Raw genomic sequence first — 18443 nt, forward strand, 5'->3', positions numbered from 1 at the left:
CCGCACTGCGCGGTGCTCGCCGGGTCCTGCGTCTCGTCCTGGAGGCCGTGCCCGCCCGGCGGGGCGGCCGGCTGCGGCCGGGGACAACCCCGGGCCCGTGTCAGGAGGCGACGCGCGGCTCGTGGGTGATCTCGACGTCGCCCGAGTCCCCGAAGGTGAGGCGGCAGGTGTCGGCGCGGTAGGTGGCCACCGAGACCGCAGCGGTACCCGCGCTGGTGAAGTAGCGCGTGGTGACGACGAGTACGGGCGCGCCGGGCAGCCGGTCCAGTTCCTTGGCGTCGTCGGCGCGCGCGGAGCCGAGCTCCACCGAGCGGTCCTGGCCGTCGAGGACCAGTCGCTGCAGCTCGCGCAGGACGGTGCGGGCGCGGGCAGGGCCGGCCGCGGCGTCGATCGCGGGGAGTCCGGGCACGGAGGCGGCCGGGACGTAGAGCAGTTCGGCGGCGACGGCCTGGCCCTGGGTGACGCGGGTCCGGCGCACGGTGTGGACCGGCTCGTCGGCAGAGAAGGCCCCGCCGGTGCCCAGCAGCTTCAGCACCGCGGCCGGCGGCAGCGCCTCGGCGGCGTCCACCGGCTCCCAGCCGTCGGCCTGCTCGCCGGGCCAGCTGTGCCCGGCGGTGCCGACGGCGACACCGACGCGCGGCGGGGCGACGGTGGTTCCGACCCCGCGGCGGCGTTGCAGGCGGCCTTCGAGCTCCAACTGCTCCAGCGCCTGGCGCAGGGTCGCGCGGGCGACGCCGAACCGGGCAGCGAGTTCACGCTCGTTCGGCAGGACCTCTCCGACGGCGAAGTCCTGATCGAGTGCTTCGCTGAGGACGGTCTTGAGGTGCCAGTACTTCGGCTCCGGCACCGTTTCGAGCTGCGTGGTCCCCACCCTGACTCCTCCTGCCATCGCCGCACTCGCCGTGTGTTCCGGCGGCAGTTCCGCGCCTTTGTTTATTAAAGGTTCCTGCACTATCCCTGCGACGATAGGACGGTGCACCCCCTTGGTCAAGACCAATGGTCACCCCTGTACCGGGCAGATCGGGCATACGCATCAAGCCGTTCACAGGATGTTCTCGTGGGCGCCGAAGGCTTGTAGTCAAGGGCTACCGGACGGTAATGATGGCGGCAGGGCTGCTGACAGCCTGTCTCGCACGCGTCCAACCGACGAGGAGCAGCATGACCGCCACGGTCTCCTTCACGATCGATTCGCCGCTCGGCCCCCGCACCGCCACCGTCGCCTACGAGCGCAAGGGCGCGGGCGAACCGCTCCTGCTGCTCCACGGCATCGGCCACCACCTCCAGGCCTGGCACCCGGTGACCGACATCCTGGCCGCGGAACACGACGTGATCTCCGTCGACCTGCCCGGCTTCGGCACCTCGGAGCCGCTGCCGGAAGGCGTTCCGTACGACCTGGCCACCGTGGCGCCGGCGCTCGGGGCGCTCTGCGCGGCCCTCGGCGTCGAGCGCCCGCACGTCGCGGGCAACTCCCTCGGGGGCCTGCTCGCGCTCGAAATGGGCCGGACCGGCCTCGCCCGCTCGGTCACCGCCCTCTCCCCCGCCGGCTTCTGGACCGAGGGCGAGCGCCGCTACGCCTTCGCCACCCTCCTCGCGATGCGCGCCGGCGCCAAGGCACTGCCCCGTCCCGTACTGGAGCGGCTCTCGCGCGGCGCCGCGGGCCGGGCCGCTCTCACCGGCACCATCTACGCCCGCCCGGCCCGCCGTTCGCCCGAGGCCGTGGTCGCCGAGACCCTGGCCCTGCGCGGGGCCACCGGCTTCGAGGCGACCCTGGCCGCGGGGGGATCCGTACGGTTCACCCACGACGTTCCCGGCCTGCCGGTCACCATCGCCTGGGGCGCCCGCGACCGGCTGCTGCTGCGCCGCCAGGGCGTACGCGCCAAGCACACCATCCCCGGCGCGCGGCTGGTCCGGCTCCCCGGATGCGGCCACGTCCCGATGAACGACGATCCGGCGCTGGTCTCCCGGGTGATCCTGGACACCGCCCGCAGCCGTATCCCCGTGGCCGCCTGACCCCGGCGGGGCTGCAGCGAGGCGGAGCGGCCGCCGGACCGGGCCGCACGGGCAGGGCTGCCGCAAAGGCAGGGCGGCCGGGAAGCTGAACGGCTGAGCGGCTGGCGGCTGTTCATCCCGGGTTCGCGTGGGCGACGCGGCCGGGCCGGGGTGCGACGGCACGCTGGTCCGACCCACCCCCGCCCGCCCCTGGAGACGCACCGATGGCACCGATGCCGCACACCCGACGGTCCCTGATCGGCGGTTCCCTCGCCCTGTCCTCCGCGCTGTTCGCCGTTCCGGCGCTCGCGGCCCCCGCCTTCGCCCGCTCCGGCCGGCCGAACGCGCTCTGGGGCGTGCAGTCCGGCGAGATCACCGCCCACTCGGCCACCGTGTGGACCCGCTCCGACCGCCCGGCGTGGATGTCCGTGGAGACCTCCCCGAGCGAGGGGTTCCGGTACGCCGTACGCCGCCACCGCGGTCCGCTCCTCGGCCCCTCCGGCGACTTCACCGGGACGACCGTCCTGCGCGACCTCCCGCCCGGCCAGCAGATCCATTACCGGGTGGTCCTCGCCGACCCCGACGACCCGCGCCGCACCTCCGAGCCGGTCCACGGCAGCTTCCGCACCACGCCCGTCTCCCGCCGGCACGACGTGCGCTTCGTGTGGTCCGGGGACCTGGCGGGCCAGGGCTGGGGCATCAACCCCGACCTCGGCGGCTACCGGGTCTTCGAGGAGATGCGCCTGCGCAACCCCGACTTCTTCCTCTTCAGCGGGGACACGATCTACGCCGACGGCCCGATCAAGCCCGCCGTCCCCCTCCGCGACGGCACCACGTGGCGCAACATCACCACCGAGGAGAAGTCGAAGGTCGCCGAGACCCTGGCCGAGTTCCGCGGGAACTTCCGCTACAACCTGCTCGACGACAACCTGCGCGCCTTCAACGCCCAGGTCCCCGTCCTCGCCCAGTGGGACGACCACGAGGTGCGCAACAACTGGTACCCGGGCCAGGTGATCGACGATCCCCGCTACACGGTGCGGGACGCCGACACCCTCGCCGCCCGCGCCCGCCAGGCGTTCGGCGAGTACTTCCCCGTCACCGACCTGCGCGGCGGCCGCGCCGAGGGCCGGATGTACCGCGTCATGCGGTACGGCCCGCTCCTCGACGTCTTCGTCCTCGACATGCGCACGTACCGGAACGCCAACTCCCCCGGCACCGCGACCGAGGACCCCATCGGGATCCTCGGCGCCGAGCAGCTGGCCTGGCTGCGGCGCGAGCTGACCCGCTCCCGGGCCACCTGGAAGGTCATCGCCTCCGACATGCCGCTCGGCATCGTCGTCCCCGACGGTGCGGCGAACTTCGAGGCCGTGGCCCAGGGCGACCCCGGTGCCCCGCTGGGCCGCGAGCTCCAGATCGCCGAACTGCTGCGCCACATCAAGCACCAGCGCATCACGGGCACCCTCTGGCTCACCGCCGACGTGCACTACACCGCCGCCAACCACTACGCGCCGGAGCGGGCGGCCTTCGCCGACTTCGCTCCGTTCTGGGAGTTCGTCTCGGGCCCCATCGGCGCGGGCGGCTTCCCGGCCGGGCGGCTCGACGCCACTTTCGGCCCGGAGACTGCCTTCGTCCAGTCGGCGCCGTTCGCCAACATGTCCCCCTCGGAGAACCCGCCCTACTACGGCGAGGTCGACATCGACGGCGGCAGCGGGGAGCTCACCGTCCGCCTGCGGCGCCAGGGAGGCGGCGTGCTGTTCACCAAGACGCTCCAGCCGGGGCGCGTCGGCCAGTAGGACGAGGAAGAGGACGAGGCCACGGGCAGACCAGAGGCGATCCGGCGGCGTGCAGGGCGCCGCCCGGATTCCGGGAATGCCCAGGAAAACGGGGTGAAATCGACCAGATGGATACTTAACCAGCCGGTCACAGACCGTTCGTGATCACGCAACACCCCTGCGCCACAGTGGTGTGCATGACTGACCGTGATCTTGCCCCTGCCCAGCGTCCCCACCGCCACCACTGGCGCCGTGACGTCGTCGAACTCGCCGCCCTCTTCTGCGCCGTCGCGGTCGCCGACGCCATCGCCAATCTCGTCGCTCACGGCCCCAGGGGCCCGGTCCTGCTCGTCGCATCCGCCGTCGCGCTGCTCGTCACCGCGGCCTTCCACACCTGGTGGGCCAGGCGTCACAGCCATGCGCCGCCGCCGGACACCGGGCCGGCGGCCGCCCCGGGCACCGGCACCGGCGCAGCCGGCACCGCCGGTTCGCCGACCCCCACGCTGTGGCGGATGCGCACGACCGTACGGGACGAGCCCGGCTCCCTGGCCGCCCTCTGCACCGCTCTCGCCCGCAACGGCGTCGACATCCTCACCCTGCAGACGCACCCCCTCCCCGAGGGCGGCACGGTAGACGAGTTCCTGCTGCGCGCCCCGCACCAGCTGCCGTCCGGCGACCTCACCCGCGCCGTCGCGCTGGCCGGGGGCCACAGCACCTGGATCGAGCGCGCCGACGCCCACGACCTGGTCGACACCCCGACCCGGGTCCTGAGCCTGGCCACCCGCACCGCCCTCGACGCCGCCGAGCTGCCCCTCGCGCTGCGCCAGCTGCTCGGCCGCTGCACCATCCACTCGATCCCCGCGACCACCCTCTCCGGCCGCCCCAACGCGGGCGCCGACGCCCCGGTGGAAGGGGTCCTGGAGGCCACGGTGATGCGGCTGCGCGACCCCTCGGGCGGCGCGATCACCGTGGAGCGCCCTTACCTCCCCTTCACCCCGACCGAATTCGCCCGCGCCCGAGCCCTCGTCGAGCTCGACGCCCGCCTCGGCCCCCGCGTCCCGCGCAGCCTGGACGTGCTGACCCTGCCCGAGGGCAACGAGGTCACCGTGCGCCGCGCCGACGGCTCCGACCTGACCGCCGCCCGCGCGATGCACGACCGGTGCTCCGAGCGCACGCTGTCGCTGCGCTACCACGGCCCCGTCTCCGACGCCGACCGCTACCTCGGCCACCTGCTCAGCCCCAGGTTCGGCCGCACCCTGGCCGCCACCACCGCCTCCGGCAGGCTCGTGGCCCTCGGCCACCTCCTGTGGGACGGCGACGAGACCGAGGTCGCACTCCTCATCGAGGACGAATGGCAGCGCCGCGGCATCGGCTCCGAGCTGCTGCGCCGGCTCGTCGCGATGGCGGTCGAGGCCGGGTGCGAAAGCGTGTACGCCGTCACCCAGGCCTCCAACACCGGCATGGTCGCCGCCATGCGCGGGCTCGGCCTCCCCCTCGACTACCAGATCGAGGAGGGCACCCTCGTGATCACGGTCCGGCTGGACGCGTCCCCCGTCAGCTCGCGCCTGCCGTACGACGTCGCCCACAAGGGCACGCAGCCGGCCGCGCACGGGCTCCCCCGGCGCGAACCGCAGCCGCCCCGCAACCACCACTGACACGACAGACCACTACCAGCCACAACCGGCCACCACGGAACGCCCCTTTCGCCCCGACCCGCACCCCGGCCGCACCCCGGACCTCACCCGACGCGGCCCCCAGCCCGGCAACCGCCGACGGCAGGGTGCGGGTCGGCGGCATTTCCGAAAGCCGCCCAGGTCAGCAGACTGGCGTCATACGGTGATGACGCAGGCCCGTCTCACGTACGAAGATGGCCGCATGTCAGAGATCTTCAACAACGGCAGCACTCCGAAGCTGCCCCGCCAGGTGGCCGACGCGTACGTCGACGACCTCATCGCCCTCGACCCGATCACGGGCACCTACCTCGGTGTCGCCGCGAGCTCCGGCAAACTCCCGGACTTCTCCCCGGCCGGCCGCGCGGCCGTCGCCGAACTGGCCCGCACCACCCTCGCCCGGCTCGACGCCGCCGAGCAGCTGCCGGGCGCGGACAGCGACGCCGAGCGCCGTTGCGGCCGGCTGCTGCGCGAGCGCCTGACCGCCGAACTCGCGGTCCACGCGGCCGACGAGGACCTCTGCGCGGTCAGCAACATCCACAGCCCCGCCCACGCCGTCCGCGAGGTCTTCACCCTGACCCCGGCCGACACCGACGAGGACTGGGCGGCCATCGCCGAGCGGCTGCGCGCCGTGCCCTCCTCCCTCGGCGGCTACCGCGAGAGCCTGGCGCTCGGCCTGGAGCGCGGCCTGTACGGAGGCCCCCGCGCCACCGCCACCATGATCGGCCAGCTCACCACCTGGGCCGGGCAGGACGGCGACGAGCCCGCCTTCTTCGAGGACTTCGCCTCGGCCGGCCCCGAAGCGCTGCGCGCCGAACTGACCGGGGCGGCCACCGCCGCCACGGCCACCCTCCTCGAGCTGCGCGACTGGATGCGCGACGTGTACGCCCCGGCCGTCGAGGGCAAGCCGGACACCGTGGGACGCGAGCGGTACGCCCGCTGGTCGCGCTACTTCAACGGCACCGACCTGGACCTGGACGAGGCGTACGCCTACGGCTGGTCCGAGTACCACCGCCTGCTCGCCGAGATGAAGGCCGAGGCGGCCAAGATCCTTCCGGGCGCGGGCCCCTGGGAGGCGCTGCGGCACCTGGACGAGCACGGCACCCACATCGAGGGCGTCGACGAGGTCCAGGCCTGGCTCCAGGGCCTGATGGACGAGGCCATCGAGAACCTCGACGGCACCCACTTCGAACTCGCGGAGCGGGTCAAGAAGGTGGAGTCGAAGATCGCCCCTCCGGGCGGCGCAGCGGCTCCGTACTACACGAACCCCTCCGAGGACTTCTCCCGTCCGGGCCGCACCTGGCTGCCCACGATGGGCCAGACCCGCTTCCCGGTCTACGACCTGGTGTCCACCTGGTACCACGAGGGCGTCCCCGGCCACCACCTGCAGCTCGCGCAGTGGACGCACGTCGCGGACCAGCTGTCCCGCTACCAGGCCAGCGTCGGTCTCGTCAGCGCCAACGCCGAGGGCTGGGCGCTGTACGCGGAGCGCCTGATGGACGAGCTGGGCTACCTCAAGGACGCCGAGCAGCGCCTGGGTTACCTGGACTGCCAGATGATGCGCGCGGCGCGGGTCATCGTGGACATCGGCATGCACCTGGGCCTGGAGATCCCGGCGGACTCGCCGTTCCACCCGGGCGAGCGGTGGACGGTGGACCTGGCGCAGGAGTTCTTCGGCCTGCACAGCGGCCGGCCGGGCGACTTCATCGAGAGCGAGGTGACCCGCTACCTGTCCATGCCGGGACAGGCCATCGGGTACAAGCTGGGCGAGCGCGCCTGGCTGCTGGGCCGCGACAACGCGCGGGCGGCGCGCGGCGAGTCCTTCGACCTGAAGGCCTGGCACATGGCGGCGCTGTCGCAGGGTTCACTGGGGCTGGACGACCTGGTGGACGAGCTGTCCAAGCTCTGAGGACACCGGGAACGCGGACGGGCCGCTCGTCTCCCCCTGGGGTGAGCGGCCCGTCCGCCTGTGCCGGACCCGGCTCGTAAGGCGTGCACGTCAGCAGCCGCAGTCGTCCGAGTCCGTCGGCGCGGTCAGCGGGTCGGCCTCCGCACGCTGCTGGCTGCCCTGCCAGGTCTCGACCTCGAAGCCCTCGCGGATCCAGTACTCGATGCCGCCGAGCATCTCCTTGACCTGGAAGCCGAGTTCGGCCAGGGCCAGGGCCGAGCGGGTGCCGCCGTTGCAGCCGGGGCCCCAGCAGTACGTCACCACGGGGACGTTCTTGTCCAGGAGCCGCTCGGCCTGCTCGGGGATGAGGGCGGTGGGCAGGTGGATGGCGCCGGGCACGTGGGCCTGGTCCCAGGACGGGGTGGAGCGGGAGTCGATCAGCTGGAAGCCGAGCTCCGCACCCTGCTCGCGGTGGGCCTTGAAGGCCGCGGCGACGTCCGAGACGTCCGCGTGGAAGGCCAGGCTCGCGGCGAAGTACGCGGCGGCCGCGGCCGGGGAGGCCGGGGGCACCCGGAGCACGGGGTTGACGGTGGCGGCGGGGGACGGGGTGTTCTGCGTCGTCGTCATGGCGAGAAATCTACGAGTTGTTGATCAACCTCGGAAGTGATTTTCCCCGGCCTTCTCCTTGTCCGACCGGGGAATCCCCTGCTAGACCTGCCACATGACCGGCTATTCCCCTGACGCCACCGACTGGCGGATCCTCGAGGCCCTCCAGCAGGACGGCCGCGCCAGCTTCACCGAGCTCGCCCGCTCCGTGTCCATGTCCGCGAGCGCCGTCACCGAGCGGGTGCGCCGGCTGGAGGAGGCCGGCGTCATCACCGGTTACACGGCGGTGGTGGACCCCGAGAAGCTCGGCAAGGCGATCCTCGCGCTGGTGCGGCTGCGCTATCCGCACGGCAACTACAAGCCGTTCCACGACTTCCTCGACGCCACCCCGGAAATCCTGGAGGCCCACCACGTCACGGGCGACGACTGCTTCGTGCTGAAGGTCGCGGCCCGCTCGATGGCGCACCTGGAGGAGGTCACGGGCCGGATCGCCGGCCTCGGCCCGGTGACGACGAGCATCGTGTACTCGTCCCCCCTCCCGAGGCGCCCGCTCAGTCCGTGAGCGCACCCGTCGGCCCGTGAGCGCGCCCGTCCGTCCCTGAGCGCGCCCGCTCAGTCCGTGAGCGCCGCCGTGCGGTGGCGCACCACCGAGCCGCCGCGCTGCTTGACGACCTCCAGCTGGGCCTGGACCCGGGTGCGCAGGTCGGCGACGTGGCTGACGATGCCGACGCTGCGGTCCCGCTCGCGCAGCGAGTCCAGTACGTCGAGCACCTCGTCCAGCGCCTGGTCGTCGAGGCTGCCGAAGCCCTCGTCGATGAAGAGGGTGTCGAGCCGCATCCCGCCCGCCTCGTCGGTGACCACGTCGGCGAGGCCCAGCGCCAGGGCGAGCGAGGCGAAGAAGGTCTCGCCGCCCGACAGCGTGGCCGTGTCCCGCTCGCTTCCGGTCCACGCGTCGACGACGTGCAGGCCGAGCCCGGAACGCCCCCGTCCGCCCGCCCGCGCGTCGGAGTGCACGAGGGTGTAACGGCCTCCGGACATGCGCAACAGGCGTACCGTCGCGGCCGCCGCGACCTGCTCCAGCCGGGCGGCCAGCACGTAGGCCTCGAGCCGCATCTTGCGCTCGTTGTCGGCGGAGGTGCCCGCGGTGAGTCCGGCCAGCCGGGCCACCCGGTCGTAGGCCTCGCGCAGCGGGCCCAGAGCGCGCAGTTCGTGCTCCGCCTGCCGGGAGAGCCGGTCGAGCTCCTCGCAGCGGACCCGGGCCGCGTCGAAGGCCGATCCTGCCGTACGAAGTTTCGCCGCGGCCCGGGCCGCGTAGGCCTCGGCCTCCTCCGGTGCGGCCGGGGGCAGTGCTCCGGCGGCGGCGGTGTCGCTCTCGGCGAGGCGGTCCGCCAGCATGGCCTCTTCTGCCTGCCAGGCGTCCAGCCGGTGTTGGAGCGCCGTGCGTTCGTAGTCGGGGAGGACGGCGTCGGCCGCGTCCTCGATGGTGTCGAATCCGGCCTTGAAGGCGGCGTCGGCGAGCTGGTCGTCGGCCTCCTTCAGCCGCGCGGCGGTGGTCTCGGCGCGGCGCAGCGCGGCGGCGGCCCCGGAGACCATCCGGACCCGGTCCTCCAGGAGGCGGGCACGGGCGGCGACCGTGGGCGCCCCCTCCCGCACCTGTGCGAGCTCCGCCTCCAGCGAGGCCTGCTCCCGGTCCAGCGCCTCGCGGCGCGAGGCCCTGGCGGCGGCCCTGCGTTCGGCGTCGAGCCGGTCGGCGCTGCGCGCGGCGTGCTCGCGTTCGGCGCGGGCGAGGCGCTCGCGGGCGGCGTGCAGTCCGGCGGCCGCGGCGTGGGCGGCGGCGTGACGGGAGCTCAGGTCGGAGGTCAGCGCGAGGAGTTCCGCGGTGGTGGCGTCCCCGGCGGCGGCCGCGGCCTCGGCGCGGGCCTGCCGGGTGGCGGCGAGGCTGCGTTCGACGGCGGCCCGGGCCTGTTCGGCCCGCTCGAAGAGGGCGTGGGCGGCGTCCTCGGCGGCACGGTCCACATGGCCGGGGGCGGGGCGGGCGGGATCGGGGTGCTCGGCGCAGCCGCAGACCGCGCAGGCCTCGCCGGCCACCAGCGCCTCGGCGAGTTCGGCGGCGATCCCGCGCAGCCGGGCTTCCTTCAGCTCCAGCCAGCGCTCCCGGGCGGCCGCGGACTCCTCGCGCAGGGTGCGGAGTTCACGCTCGGTGCGCTCGGCCTCGGCCGCCAGCTCGTCGCGCCGGCGGGCGAAGTTCAGGTGCATGCGGGCGGGTTCCAGCCTGCCCGCGAGCTGCTCGGCGAGGGTCGCGGCCTGCTGGGCCGCGTCCGCCCGCTCCTGCAGCGCGGCCCGGGTCGTCTCCCAGCGCTCGAGCCACTCGGCCGACTCCAGGTGGGCCTCCTCGGCGGCCCGGGACTCCCGTTCCAGGTCGGCCCGTTCGCGGCCGATCTCGGCGCTGCGCTGCTCGTCCCGGCGGGCCGCTCCCAGCGCGCCGAGTGCCTCGCGCAGCTTCTGCTCGACGCCGGCCAGCTGCTCGGCGCCCGCCTCCCTGAGCGTCGGCGGGAGTTCGGCCCGGGCGGACGTCTCCGCGTGGGCGGCGGCGAGCCGCGCGGCCGAGGCCGCTCCGCGCAGTTCCAGTGCGGGGGCCACCAGGGCGCCGCGCCGCGCCCGGTCGAGGAGGCCGCGCACGCGCTCCCGCTCGGGCTCCGCCTCGGCGAGCAGGGCGGCGCGGCGGGTGGTCTCCGCGTGGCGGCGCTGCAGTCGGTCCAGCTCCCGGGCGTCGTCGGCGGCCCGCCGGGCGGCGGCGTGCCGGCCCTCGACCGCCGCCAGGGCGTACTCGGCGACGGTGCGCCGCTCGCGGGCGGCGCACCGGGCGACGGCCGCCCAGGCGCGGACGGCTCCGGCCAGTCCGGGGTCGCCCGGCTGGTGGCCGGGCATGGGCCAGGCCCGCAGGTCGGCGCTGTCCCCGGCGGCCTGGGCGAGCCGCTGGGCGGTGTGCAGCACCCTCTCGTCGCCGGCCCTCACCTTGGCCTCGGCGGCCCGGCGGCGGTCGCCGAGCAGGGTCTCGACGGCGGCGAAGCGGCGGGTGTCGAAGAGCCGGCCGAGCAGCCGGCCGCGCGCGGCCTCGTCGGCGCGCAGGAACTTGGCGAACTCCCCCTGCGGCAGCAGCACCACCTGGCAGAACTGTTCCCGGCTCATGCCGAGGAGCTGTTCGATCTCCTCGCCGATCTCCTGGTGGGAGCGGCTCAACGCCTCCCAGCCCTCGCCCGTGTGCTCGCGCAGCCAGCTCTGCGCCTTGTCCTTCGTGGTGCCCGTGCCGCGCTTCTTCGGCCGGTCCTGCTCCGGGCGGCGGGTGATCTCCAGGCGCCGCCCGCCCGCGGTGAGTTCGAGGGTGACCTCGGTCGGGGTCTCGGCGGCGGCGTGGTCGCTGCGCAGGCTGGTGCCGGGGGCCTGGCGGGGGCCGGGTACGGATCCGTAGAGCGCGTAGCAGACGGCGTCGAGGACGGAGGTCTTGCCGGCGCCGGTGGGCCCGTGCAGCAGGAAGATCCCTGCGCCGGACAGGGCGTCGAAGTCGATCTCCTGGGGTTCGGCGAAGGGCCCGAACGCGGTGACCACCAGCCGGTGCAGCCTCATCGGTGGGTCTCCCGGCGGCTGTCGTCGGTCCGTACGTCGTCGAAGGCGCTCCGCAGCACGGCCCGTTCGGCCTCGTCCGCGTGTCCGCCGCCGCGGACGTGGGCCACGAAGTCCTCGGCGATCTCCTGGTCGCTGCGGCCGCGCAGCCGCTGGGCGTAGGAGGTGCCGGCCTCCTCCTCGCGGCCCTCGGGGTCGAAGGCGAGGCTGAGGGTGTGCGGGAAGCGGGCGGCGAGCCGGGCCATGGGGTCCTCGGGCCGGACCGGGTCGGTGAGGGTCGCCTCCACCCAGGCGTCCTCGTGGACCGCGTACGCGGGTTCCTCCAGCAGGGTCTCCAGCGGTCCGCGCAGCCGGGCGAGGGCCCGCGGCACGGGGGTGTCGATCCGCTCGGCGCGGACGATCTCCCCGGCCGCGCCCAGCTCCACGAGCCACATGGTCTTGCGGTGGTCGGCCTCCGAGAACGAGTAGGCGAGCGGGGAACCGGAGTAGCGGACCCGTTCGCCGATCGTCTGGCAGCCGTGGAGGTGGCCGAGGGCCGCGTAGTCCACCCCGTCGAAGACGGAGGCGGGCACGGCCTCGACGCCGCCCACGGAGATGTCGCGCTCGCTGTCGCTGGCCTGTCCGCCGGTGACGAAGGCGTGCGCGAGCACGACGGACCGGGTCCCGGCCGGCCTGGTCGCCAGATCGGCCCGGATCCGGTCCATGGCCGCGCCCAGCACCGCCTCGTGGCTGACCTTCTGCGCCGCGAACTCGTCCTTGACCAGGGCCGGTTCCAGGTAGGGCAGCCCGTAGAACGCCACGTCGCCGTGTACGTCGGCCAGCACCACGGGGTCGGCGCAGCCGGCCGGGTCGGTCCTGAGGTGGATCCCGGCCCGGTCGATCAGCCCGGCCCCGACGCCGAGGCGGCGGGCGGAGTCGTGGTTCCCGGAGATCATCACGGTGGGCACGCCCAGCTCGGCGAGGCGGTGCAGGGCCTGGTCGTACAGCTCGACGGCCGGCAGCGGGGGCACGGCGCGGTCGTAGACGTCACCGGCGACGAGGACGGCGTCGACCTCGTGCTCGCGGACGGTCTCCACGAGGTGGTCGACGAAGGCCGCCTGGGCGCCGAGCAGGTTCACGCGGTGGAAGGACCGGCCGAGGTGCCAGTCGGAGGTGTGCAGGAACTTCACTCGCCGGTCCCGCCGCACATGCCGTGTCCCCCTGGTCGTCTTCCGCTCGCCTGACCCCTCTACGCTAACCCGTCCCCGGGGCGCTCAGGGCGCGTACGTCTCACCGCCGAGCGTCAGGGTGGCGCTGCCCGCCGTGCTGTCGGCGAGCCAGGCCTCGAAGCCGGGCAGGTCGGCCTCCGGCAGCGCGACCTCGATCTCGACCGCGGCCCCGTAGCGCAGGTCCACGACGGTGCGCCCGGTGGAGCGCAGGTCGTTCTGGGTCTTGCCGGCCCGCTGGTGGTCCACGGTCACGGTGGCCAGCCGGTACCGGCGGCGGGTGACGGTACCGAGCACGTCGAGGGCCTCGCCGACGACGCCGCCGTACGCCCTGATCAGGCCGCCTGCGCCGAGCTTGACGCCGCCGTAGTAGCGGGTGACCACGGCGACCGCGTACCGGACGTCCCGGCGCATGAGCATCTGCAGCATCGGGACCCCGGCGGTGCCGCCGGGCTCGCCGTCGTCGCTGGCCTTCTGCACGGCGGCGTCGGCGCCGATCACGTAGGCGAAGCAGTTGTGCGAGGCGGTGGGGTGCTCCTTGCGGATGCGCGCGACGAAGTCCTGCGCCTCCTGCTCGGTCGCGGCGGGCGCGAGCGAGCACAGGAAGCGCGAGCGGTTGATCTCGGACTCGTGCATGCCCTCGCGGGCCACCGCCACGTACTGGTCTGCCTTCACTTCTCCACCCTAATCCGTGGTGGGGAGCGGTCCGGCCGGACCGGAACCGGGGGCCGCGCGGGCACCGGCGCCGCACCGAGGACGCCTACCGGTCCGGGGACCTCACCCAGGGAGCGAAGCGCTGACCTGCGGCGGCGTCCTCGCGCCAGTAACGCAGGACCGACTCCTCGACGATGTCGAGCCGCTCGCCGTCGATCAGGCACGGGACCGGCTCCTGCCCGCCGGCGTCGGCCTGGAAGGCGACCACGACGGGCGGCTCCTCGCCGAACCGGCGCGTGAGTCGCCCGATCTCCTCGGGGGACGGGGCGCGGAAGGCCGGATCGTGGAAGGCGGACGGGCAGTTCACGAAGAACGGATCGCTGAAAACCAGCTCCAGGCCGTGGTGGTACGTCAGGTCGTAGCCGGCGGCGAGGGTGAGCCGTCCGGCGTTCCAGTCGACGACGTCCCAGTCCCACCAGGACCCTTCGGGGAGCCGGATCCCGCCCCGCGTTCGGTCAGCGTCCACGCTCGGGCCCCCTCGTACCGTCCGATTGGATCGACAGGCTACCGGGGAAGACGACGCGCGGTTTTTCCGTTGAGGGGTCGGAGTACGACGACCATCGGACCAGCAGGAGGCGGCACACGTGTACGGCGATCCGGCAACCATCCGCAAGATCCTCACCGAGCTCGGGGACACCTGGGCCGTGGTGGGCCTGTCCAACAACCAGGACCGGGCCGCCTACGGAGTGGCCCGCGTGCTCAAGCAGTTCGGCAAGCGCGTGGTCCCCGTGCACCCGAAGGCCGAGGCGGTGCACGGCGAGCCCGGGTACGCCTCGCTGGAGGAGATCCCGTTCAAGGTGGACGTGGTGGACGTGTTCGTGAACAGCGCCCTGGCCGGGGCGGTCGCCGACTCCGCGGTGGCCGCGGGTGCGGAGGCCGTCTGGTTCCAGCTGAACGTGGTCGACGAGGCGGCGTTCGCCCGAACCCGTGAGGCGGGGCTGGACATGGTCATGGACCGCTGCCCGGCGATCGAGATCCCGGCCCTCTAGGCACCGCCCCCCGGCAGCGGCTCCGGGCGGCCGGTCAGCTCTGCGGCTCGGCCGCCCGGGCGGGCGGGGCGGCGTGCACGGGGGCCGGCACCGGTGCCGACACCGGCGGGACCGACACCGCGAGGGTCATCTCCATCGGCACCGTGCCGTCGTTGCGGTAGGCGTGCGGGAGGTTGGCCTCGAAGGCGGCCGCGGCCCCGGCCGGCACGCGGAACTCCTCCTCGCCGACCACCAGCGTCAGGTCCCCCGCCGTGACGTGGAGCATCTCGATGGTGCCGGAGGGGTGCGGAACCGATTCCGTCCCCTCCCCTGGCACGAGGTGCCAGGTCCACAGTTCCATCGGCCCGCGCTCGTCGGTGCCGATCAGCATCGTCGTCGAGCTGCCCGCCTCGCTGGACCAGATCCGCACCGTCTGGCCGGGCCCGACGATCCGCACCTGCGGGCCCCTGCCGTGGTCGAGCAGCGTGGAGATGCTGACACCGAGCGCGTCGGCCAGCTTCACCGTCGTGCCGACGCTCGGGTTCGTCCGGGCCTGCTCGATCTGGATGATCATCCCCCGGCTGACGCCCGACCGGGCGGCCAGGGCGTCCAGGGTGAATCCGCGCTCACCGCGCCAGCGCTTGAGGTTCCGTGCGAGTGCCTGGGTGAGCTCTTCGAGATCCGACACATTCCGTCCAAGATCTTGGATGACACAGTCCAACAGAATGAACTACCGTGCGGAGTGTTCGATGCTGCACCCCACCGTTCATCACACTGTACTGCGAGGCCCGTCATGACCGCCCTCTTCGCCCTGGCCACAGCCGTGCTGTGGGGCCTGGCCGACTTCGGCGGCGGGCTGCTGACCCGCCGGATCCCCGCGCTCACGGTGGTCGTGGTCTCGCAGATCGCCGCCGTGGCCGTGCTCGGCGCGGTGGTCCTCGGCACGGGCGCCTGGCGGGAGGCCGGCCCGCAGCTGTGGTTCGCGGTCGGCGCGGGCCTCGTCGGGCCCGTTGCCATGCTCAGCTTCTACAAGGCACTGGCCCTCGGCCCCATGGGCGTGGTCTCCCCGCTCGGCTCCCTCGGCGTGGTCGTGCCGGTCGGCGCGGGGCTGCTGCTGGGCGAACGGCCCGGCGCCGGCCAGTTCGCGGGGATCGCGGTGGCCGTCGTCGGCATCGTCCTCGCGGGCGGCCCCGAACTCCGCGGCGCCCCCGTACAGCGGCAGGCCGTGGTCCTCACCCTGGTCGCGGCCTTCGGGTTCGGCGCGGTGATGGCCCTGATCGCACAGGCCTCCACGACCGTGACCGGGCTGTTCCTCGCGCTGTTCGTGCAGCGGGTCACCAACGTCGCCGTCGGCGGGGCAGCCCTGTGGGCGCAGACCCGCCGCGGCACCCCGGCCCTGCCCGCGGGCACCGGTCCGCGGATCCTGTGGGGGCTGCTGCCCGCACTCGCCTTCGTCGGCCTCGCGGACGTAGCGGCGAACGGCACCTACTCCGTCGCCGCCCAGAACGGCCCCGTCACCGTGGCCGCGGTGCTGTCCTCGCTCTACCCGGTGATCACCGCGCTCGCCGCCTTCGCCGTACTCAAGGAACGGCTGCGCACCGTACAGGCGGCCGGCGCGGGCCTCGCCCTCGCCGGAACGGTTCTCCTCGCGGCGGGCTAGGGCAGGTCGCTAGCCCTGCTCGGCCTCCGCCAGCTGCGCCAGCCCGCGCAGCTGCTCCGGGGTCATCCCGTCCGGGATCGGCACCGGGGCCGGGGTGCGCAGCGGCGGCTGCCAGCCGGTCTCGGGCTGCCACCTGCGCACGATGCGCGCCGGAGCCCCCGCCACCACGGCGTGGTCGGGCACCTCGCCGCGTACGACGGCCCCCGCGGCCACGACGACGTTGCGGCCGAGCCGGGCGCCCGGCAGGATCACCGCGCCCGTGCCGAGCCAGCACCCCGGACCGATCTCCACCGGGGCGCTGCGCGGCCACTGCCTGCCGACGGGCTCGTGCGGATCGTCGTAACTGTGGTTCGTGGACGTGATGTAGACCCCGGGCCCGCAGAAGGTGTTGGCCTCGATGGTGATCCGGGCGTCGGCGATGACATGGCTGCCCCGGCCGATGACGACCCCGTCGCCGAGGACGAGCATCGGCTCCGCACCCAGGTCGAGGTCCGGCATCATCCCGGCGGTCAGGGTGACCTGCTCGCCGATGATGCAGTGCTCGCCGAGGCGGATCCACTGCTCGCCGAACACCGTGCCCTGCGGGAAGGCGAGCCGGGTGCCGTGCCCGATCGCGCCGAACCGCAGGCGCCCCGGGGTCTGCGCGGTGACCGCGCCGGCCTGCTGCATCCAGCGCCAGCCGGCGTGGACCGCGCGGTTCGCCAGCCGGCGACGCAGGGCCGTCAGCGATGAGAACGTGTTCTGGTTCTTCGGCACCCGGCCACGTTAGTGCGCGGGGCGCCGGTCGACCGGGCCACGATCCTGTGATCTTCACCCCATCGCAGGTGCGGGGAGCTGCGTGCCCTACGGTGCTGTGAGCGCGGCAGCGGCATCCGGAGAGACGAAGGAAGAGAACATGACGCACCAGGGGTCCCAAGCACTCGTTGCGGGCGTCGGCGGCAAGAACCCCGACATCGACGCGACGGCCTTCACCGCGCCCACCTCGGTCGTGGTCGGCGAGGTCACCCTCGGCGCCGGCGCGAGCATCTGGTACTCGGCGGTGCTGCGCGCCGACTGCGGCCCGATCACCCTCGGCGCCGACAGCAACGTGCAGGACAACTGCACGGTCCACGTGGACCCGGGCTTCCCGGTCTCCATCGGCGAGCGCGTCTCGATCGGCCACAACGCCGTCGTGCACGGCTGCACGGTCGAGGACGACTGCCTGATCGGCATGGGAGCGACCGTCCTGAACGGCGCGGTGATCGGCGCGGGCTCCCTGGTGGCCGCGCAGGCGCTGGTCCCGCAGGGCATGGTGGTCCCGCCCGGCTCGCTGGTCGCGGGCGTCCCGGCCAAGGTGCGCCGCGAGCTGTCCGAGGAGGAGCGCGAGCACATCCGGATCAACGCCCAGATGTACGTGGAGCTCGCCAAGCAGCACCGCGCCTCGGTGACCCCGGAGGTCTAGAGGCCGTCCCTTCCGGAGCCGGGCCGGCAGGCCCGGCCGCGGCGAGCGCTGCCCGGAGTAGCGCATCCGCCCGGCCGGGCCGCACGGATCGGCGCCCGCGTCGAGCGGGGCCGCGTCGCCGGCCTCGGCCGTGCGCCCCAGCCCGTTCGCCAGCGGGTCGTACTCCTGCGACCTCCACCGGCCACTCGCCCGCCGGCGGCTGCGGCATCAGTCGTTGGCCGGCACGCGCGCCCCGGACTGGGCGGGGACCGCGGCCTCGGCCGCCGCCGCGGCCGCCTTCTTCATCCGGCTGCGCACGACCAGCGTGACCGCGAGCCCGAACAGCACGGCGACGGCGAGCGCCGCCCAGGAGAACCGCTTCAGCCACGGCTCGGCGACGATGCCGACCGAGTAGATGACGGCCGTGGTGCCGCCGGCCCAGAGGATCCCGCCGAGGATGTTCGCGATCAGGAACCGCCAGTACGGCATGTGCAGCACGCCCGCCAGCGGCCCGGCGAAGATGCGCAGCAGCGCCACGAACCGCCCGAAGAAGACGGCCCACATGCCCCACTTCTCGAAGGAGCGTTCCGCCACGGCCACGTGCTCGGGCCCGAAGTGCTTGGGGAAGCGCCGGCCCAGCTTCTCCAGCAGCGGCTTGCCGCCGCGGCGTCCGATCGCGTAGCCGATCGAGTCGCCGACGATCGCTCCGGTGGTCGCGCAGATGCCGAGCACGACCGGGTCGATCTCGCCGTGCTGGGAGGCCAGCAGCGCCGAGCTGACCAGGATGATCTCTCCGGGCAGCGGGATGCCGAGGCTTTCCAGCCCGATGACCAGACCCACCAGGAGATAGATGCTGACCGCCGGAATCGTCTCCAGCCATTCCTGGATGTGCACCGGTACGTCCTCCCGTGTCGTCCCCGGCGCGCCCCC

General features: G+C 73.9%; 17 protein-coding genes. 8 read left to right on the forward strand and 9 right to left on the reverse strand.

All coding sequences use genetic code 11. The annotated features are described in order from the left end of the window. Positions 1–100: 100 nt before the first annotated feature. The gene (locus ACIGFK_RS24605) at positions 101–871 is read right to left on the reverse strand and encodes a GntR family transcriptional regulator (RefSeq protein WP_376657104.1); all 771 of its coding nucleotides are present in this window, start codon (positions 869–871) and stop codon (positions 101–103) included. A 287-nt stretch (positions 872–1158) separates the two neighbouring features. On the opposite strand from ACIGFK_RS24605, the gene ACIGFK_RS24610 reads away from it, so the two are divergent. The 4 genes from ACIGFK_RS24610 to ACIGFK_RS24625 all read left to right on the forward strand — a co-directional run bounded on the left by ACIGFK_RS24610 (position 1159) and on the right by ACIGFK_RS24625 (position 7340). After that, the gene (locus ACIGFK_RS24610) at positions 1159–2010 is read left to right on the forward strand and encodes an alpha/beta fold hydrolase (RefSeq protein ID WP_400053596.1); all 852 of its coding nucleotides are present in this window, start codon (positions 1159–1161) and stop codon (positions 2008–2010) included. A gap of 203 nt (positions 2011–2213) precedes the next feature. Further along, the gene (locus ACIGFK_RS24615) at positions 2214–3782 is read left to right on the forward strand and encodes an alkaline phosphatase D family protein (RefSeq protein ID WP_400053598.1); all 1569 of its coding nucleotides are present in this window, start codon (positions 2214–2216) and stop codon (positions 3780–3782) included. 176 nt (positions 3783–3958) lie between these two features. Continuing rightward, a complete protein-coding gene (locus ACIGFK_RS24620) occupies positions 3959–5416 on the forward strand; it encodes a GNAT family N-acetyltransferase (protein ID WP_400053600.1) in 1458 nt (485 codons plus the stop codon). 220 nt (positions 5417–5636) lie between these two features. Further along, the gene (locus ACIGFK_RS24625) at positions 5637–7340 is read left to right on the forward strand and encodes a DUF885 domain-containing protein (protein WP_376657100.1); all 1704 of its coding nucleotides are present in this window, start codon (positions 5637–5639) and stop codon (positions 7338–7340) included. Between the two features lie 90 nt (positions 7341–7430). On the opposite strand, the gene ACIGFK_RS24630 is transcribed toward ACIGFK_RS24625, so the two are convergent. Next, positions 7431–7946, reverse strand: coding sequence for a rhodanese-like domain-containing protein (locus ACIGFK_RS24630; protein ID WP_376657099.1), 516 nt, complete (start codon positions 7944–7946; stop codon positions 7431–7433). 94 nt (positions 7947–8040) lie between these two features. Here ACIGFK_RS24630 and ACIGFK_RS24635 point away from each other — a divergent pair, with 94 nt between their 5' ends. Then, on the forward strand, positions 8041–8487 hold the full coding sequence (locus ACIGFK_RS24635; protein WP_386466927.1) for an Lrp/AsnC family transcriptional regulator: 447 nt from the start codon (positions 8041–8043) through the stop codon (positions 8485–8487). A gap of 50 nt (positions 8488–8537) precedes the next feature. Here ACIGFK_RS24635 and ACIGFK_RS24640 read toward each other — a convergent pair whose 3' ends face one another. From ACIGFK_RS24640 to ACIGFK_RS24655, 4 genes are all read right to left on the reverse strand, one after another. Further along, on the reverse strand, positions 8538–11549 hold the full coding sequence (locus tag ACIGFK_RS24640) for an AAA family ATPase (protein ID WP_400053603.1): 3012 nt from the start codon (positions 11547–11549) through the stop codon (positions 8538–8540). After that, positions 11546–12715 carry an exonuclease SbcCD subunit D gene (locus tag ACIGFK_RS24645; protein WP_376657096.1) on the reverse strand — a complete coding sequence of 390 codons (1170 nt, stop codon included), beginning with the start codon at positions 12713–12715 and terminating at the stop codon, positions 11546–11548. The genes ACIGFK_RS24640 and ACIGFK_RS24645 overlap by 4 nt, the downstream gene beginning before the upstream one ends. A gap of 84 nt (positions 12716–12799) precedes the next feature. Continuing rightward, positions 12800–13426: a YigZ family protein gene (locus ACIGFK_RS24650; protein ID WP_400053605.1), complete on the reverse strand. Its 627-nt coding sequence runs from the start codon at positions 13424–13426 to the stop codon at positions 12800–12802. A gap of 85 nt (positions 13427–13511) precedes the next feature. Continuing rightward, complete coding sequence (locus ACIGFK_RS24655; RefSeq protein WP_400053607.1) at positions 13512–13931, reverse strand: hypothetical protein; 420 nt, start codon at positions 13929–13931, stop codon at positions 13512–13514. 118 nt (positions 13932–14049) lie between these two features. Between ACIGFK_RS24655 and ACIGFK_RS24660 the strand changes: the two genes are divergently transcribed. Then, complete coding sequence (locus ACIGFK_RS24660) at positions 14050–14454, forward strand: CoA-binding protein (protein WP_400053609.1); 405 nt, start codon at positions 14050–14052, stop codon at positions 14452–14454. Between the two features lie 34 nt (positions 14455–14488). Here ACIGFK_RS24660 and ACIGFK_RS24665 read toward each other — a convergent pair whose 3' ends face one another. Beyond that, on the reverse strand, positions 14489–15121 hold the full coding sequence (locus tag ACIGFK_RS24665; RefSeq protein ID WP_376657092.1) for a helix-turn-helix domain-containing protein: 633 nt from the start codon (positions 15119–15121) through the stop codon (positions 14489–14491). 105 nt (positions 15122–15226) lie between these two features. Here ACIGFK_RS24665 and ACIGFK_RS24670 point away from each other — a divergent pair, with 105 nt between their 5' ends. Then, positions 15227–16093 (forward strand): EamA family transporter, encoded by an 867-nt coding sequence (locus tag ACIGFK_RS24670; protein ID WP_386466919.1) that lies wholly within the window; start codon positions 15227–15229, stop codon positions 16091–16093. A gap of 9 nt (positions 16094–16102) precedes the next feature. Here ACIGFK_RS24670 and ACIGFK_RS24675 read toward each other — a convergent pair whose 3' ends face one another. Further along, positions 16103–16849 carry an acyltransferase gene (locus ACIGFK_RS24675; protein WP_376657090.1) on the reverse strand — a complete coding sequence of 249 codons (747 nt, stop codon included), beginning with the start codon at positions 16847–16849 and terminating at the stop codon, positions 16103–16105. Positions 16850–16988: 139 nt separating this feature from the next. Between ACIGFK_RS24675 and ACIGFK_RS24680 the strand changes: the two genes are divergently transcribed. Beyond that, the gene (locus ACIGFK_RS24680) at positions 16989–17534 is read left to right on the forward strand and encodes a gamma carbonic anhydrase family protein (RefSeq protein WP_386466917.1); all 546 of its coding nucleotides are present in this window, start codon (positions 16989–16991) and stop codon (positions 17532–17534) included. A gap of 207 nt (positions 17535–17741) precedes the next feature. Here ACIGFK_RS24680 and ACIGFK_RS24685 read toward each other — a convergent pair whose 3' ends face one another. Beyond that, complete coding sequence (locus tag ACIGFK_RS24685; RefSeq protein ID WP_386466915.1) at positions 17742–18407, reverse strand: DedA family protein; 666 nt, start codon at positions 18405–18407, stop codon at positions 17742–17744. Positions 18408–18443: the final 36 nt, after the last annotated feature.

The sequence above is a fragment of the Streptomyces sp. NPDC085524 genome (assembly GCF_044541755.1).
In the GTDB taxonomy this organism is placed as follows: domain Bacteria; phylum Actinomycetota; class Actinomycetes; order Streptomycetales; family Streptomycetaceae; genus Streptomyces.

Excerpts from the sequence above, each read along its gene's own strand:
- ACIGFK_RS24640 (WP_400053603.1), bottom strand. The coding sequence starts at position 11,549 with ATGAGGCTGCACCGGCTGGTGGTCACCGCGTTCGGGCCCTTCGCCGAA.
- ACIGFK_RS24615 (WP_400053598.1), top strand. The coding sequence starts at position 2,214 with ATGGCACCGATGCCGCACACCCGACGGTCCCTGATCGGCGGTTCCCTC.
- ACIGFK_RS24625 (WP_376657100.1), top strand. The coding sequence starts at position 5,637 with ATGTCAGAGATCTTCAACAACGGCAGCACTCCGAAGCTGCCCCGCCAG.
- ACIGFK_RS24635 (WP_386466927.1), top strand. The coding sequence starts at position 8,041 with ATGACCGGCTATTCCCCTGACGCCACCGACTGGCGGATCCTCGAGGCC.
- ACIGFK_RS24680 (WP_386466917.1), top strand. The coding sequence starts at position 16,989 with ATGACGCACCAGGGGTCCCAAGCACTCGTTGCGGGCGTCGGCGGCAAG.
- ACIGFK_RS24620 (WP_400053600.1), top strand. The coding sequence starts at position 3,959 with ATGACTGACCGTGATCTTGCCCCTGCCCAGCGTCCCCACCGCCACCAC.
- ACIGFK_RS24630 (WP_376657099.1), bottom strand. The coding sequence starts at position 7,946 with ATGACGACGACGCAGAACACCCCGTCCCCCGCCGCCACCGTCAACCCC.
- ACIGFK_RS24670 (WP_386466919.1), top strand. The coding sequence starts at position 15,227 with ATGACCGCCCTCTTCGCCCTGGCCACAGCCGTGCTGTGGGGCCTGGCC.
- ACIGFK_RS24610 (WP_400053596.1), top strand. The coding sequence starts at position 1,159 with ATGACCGCCACGGTCTCCTTCACGATCGATTCGCCGCTCGGCCCCCGC.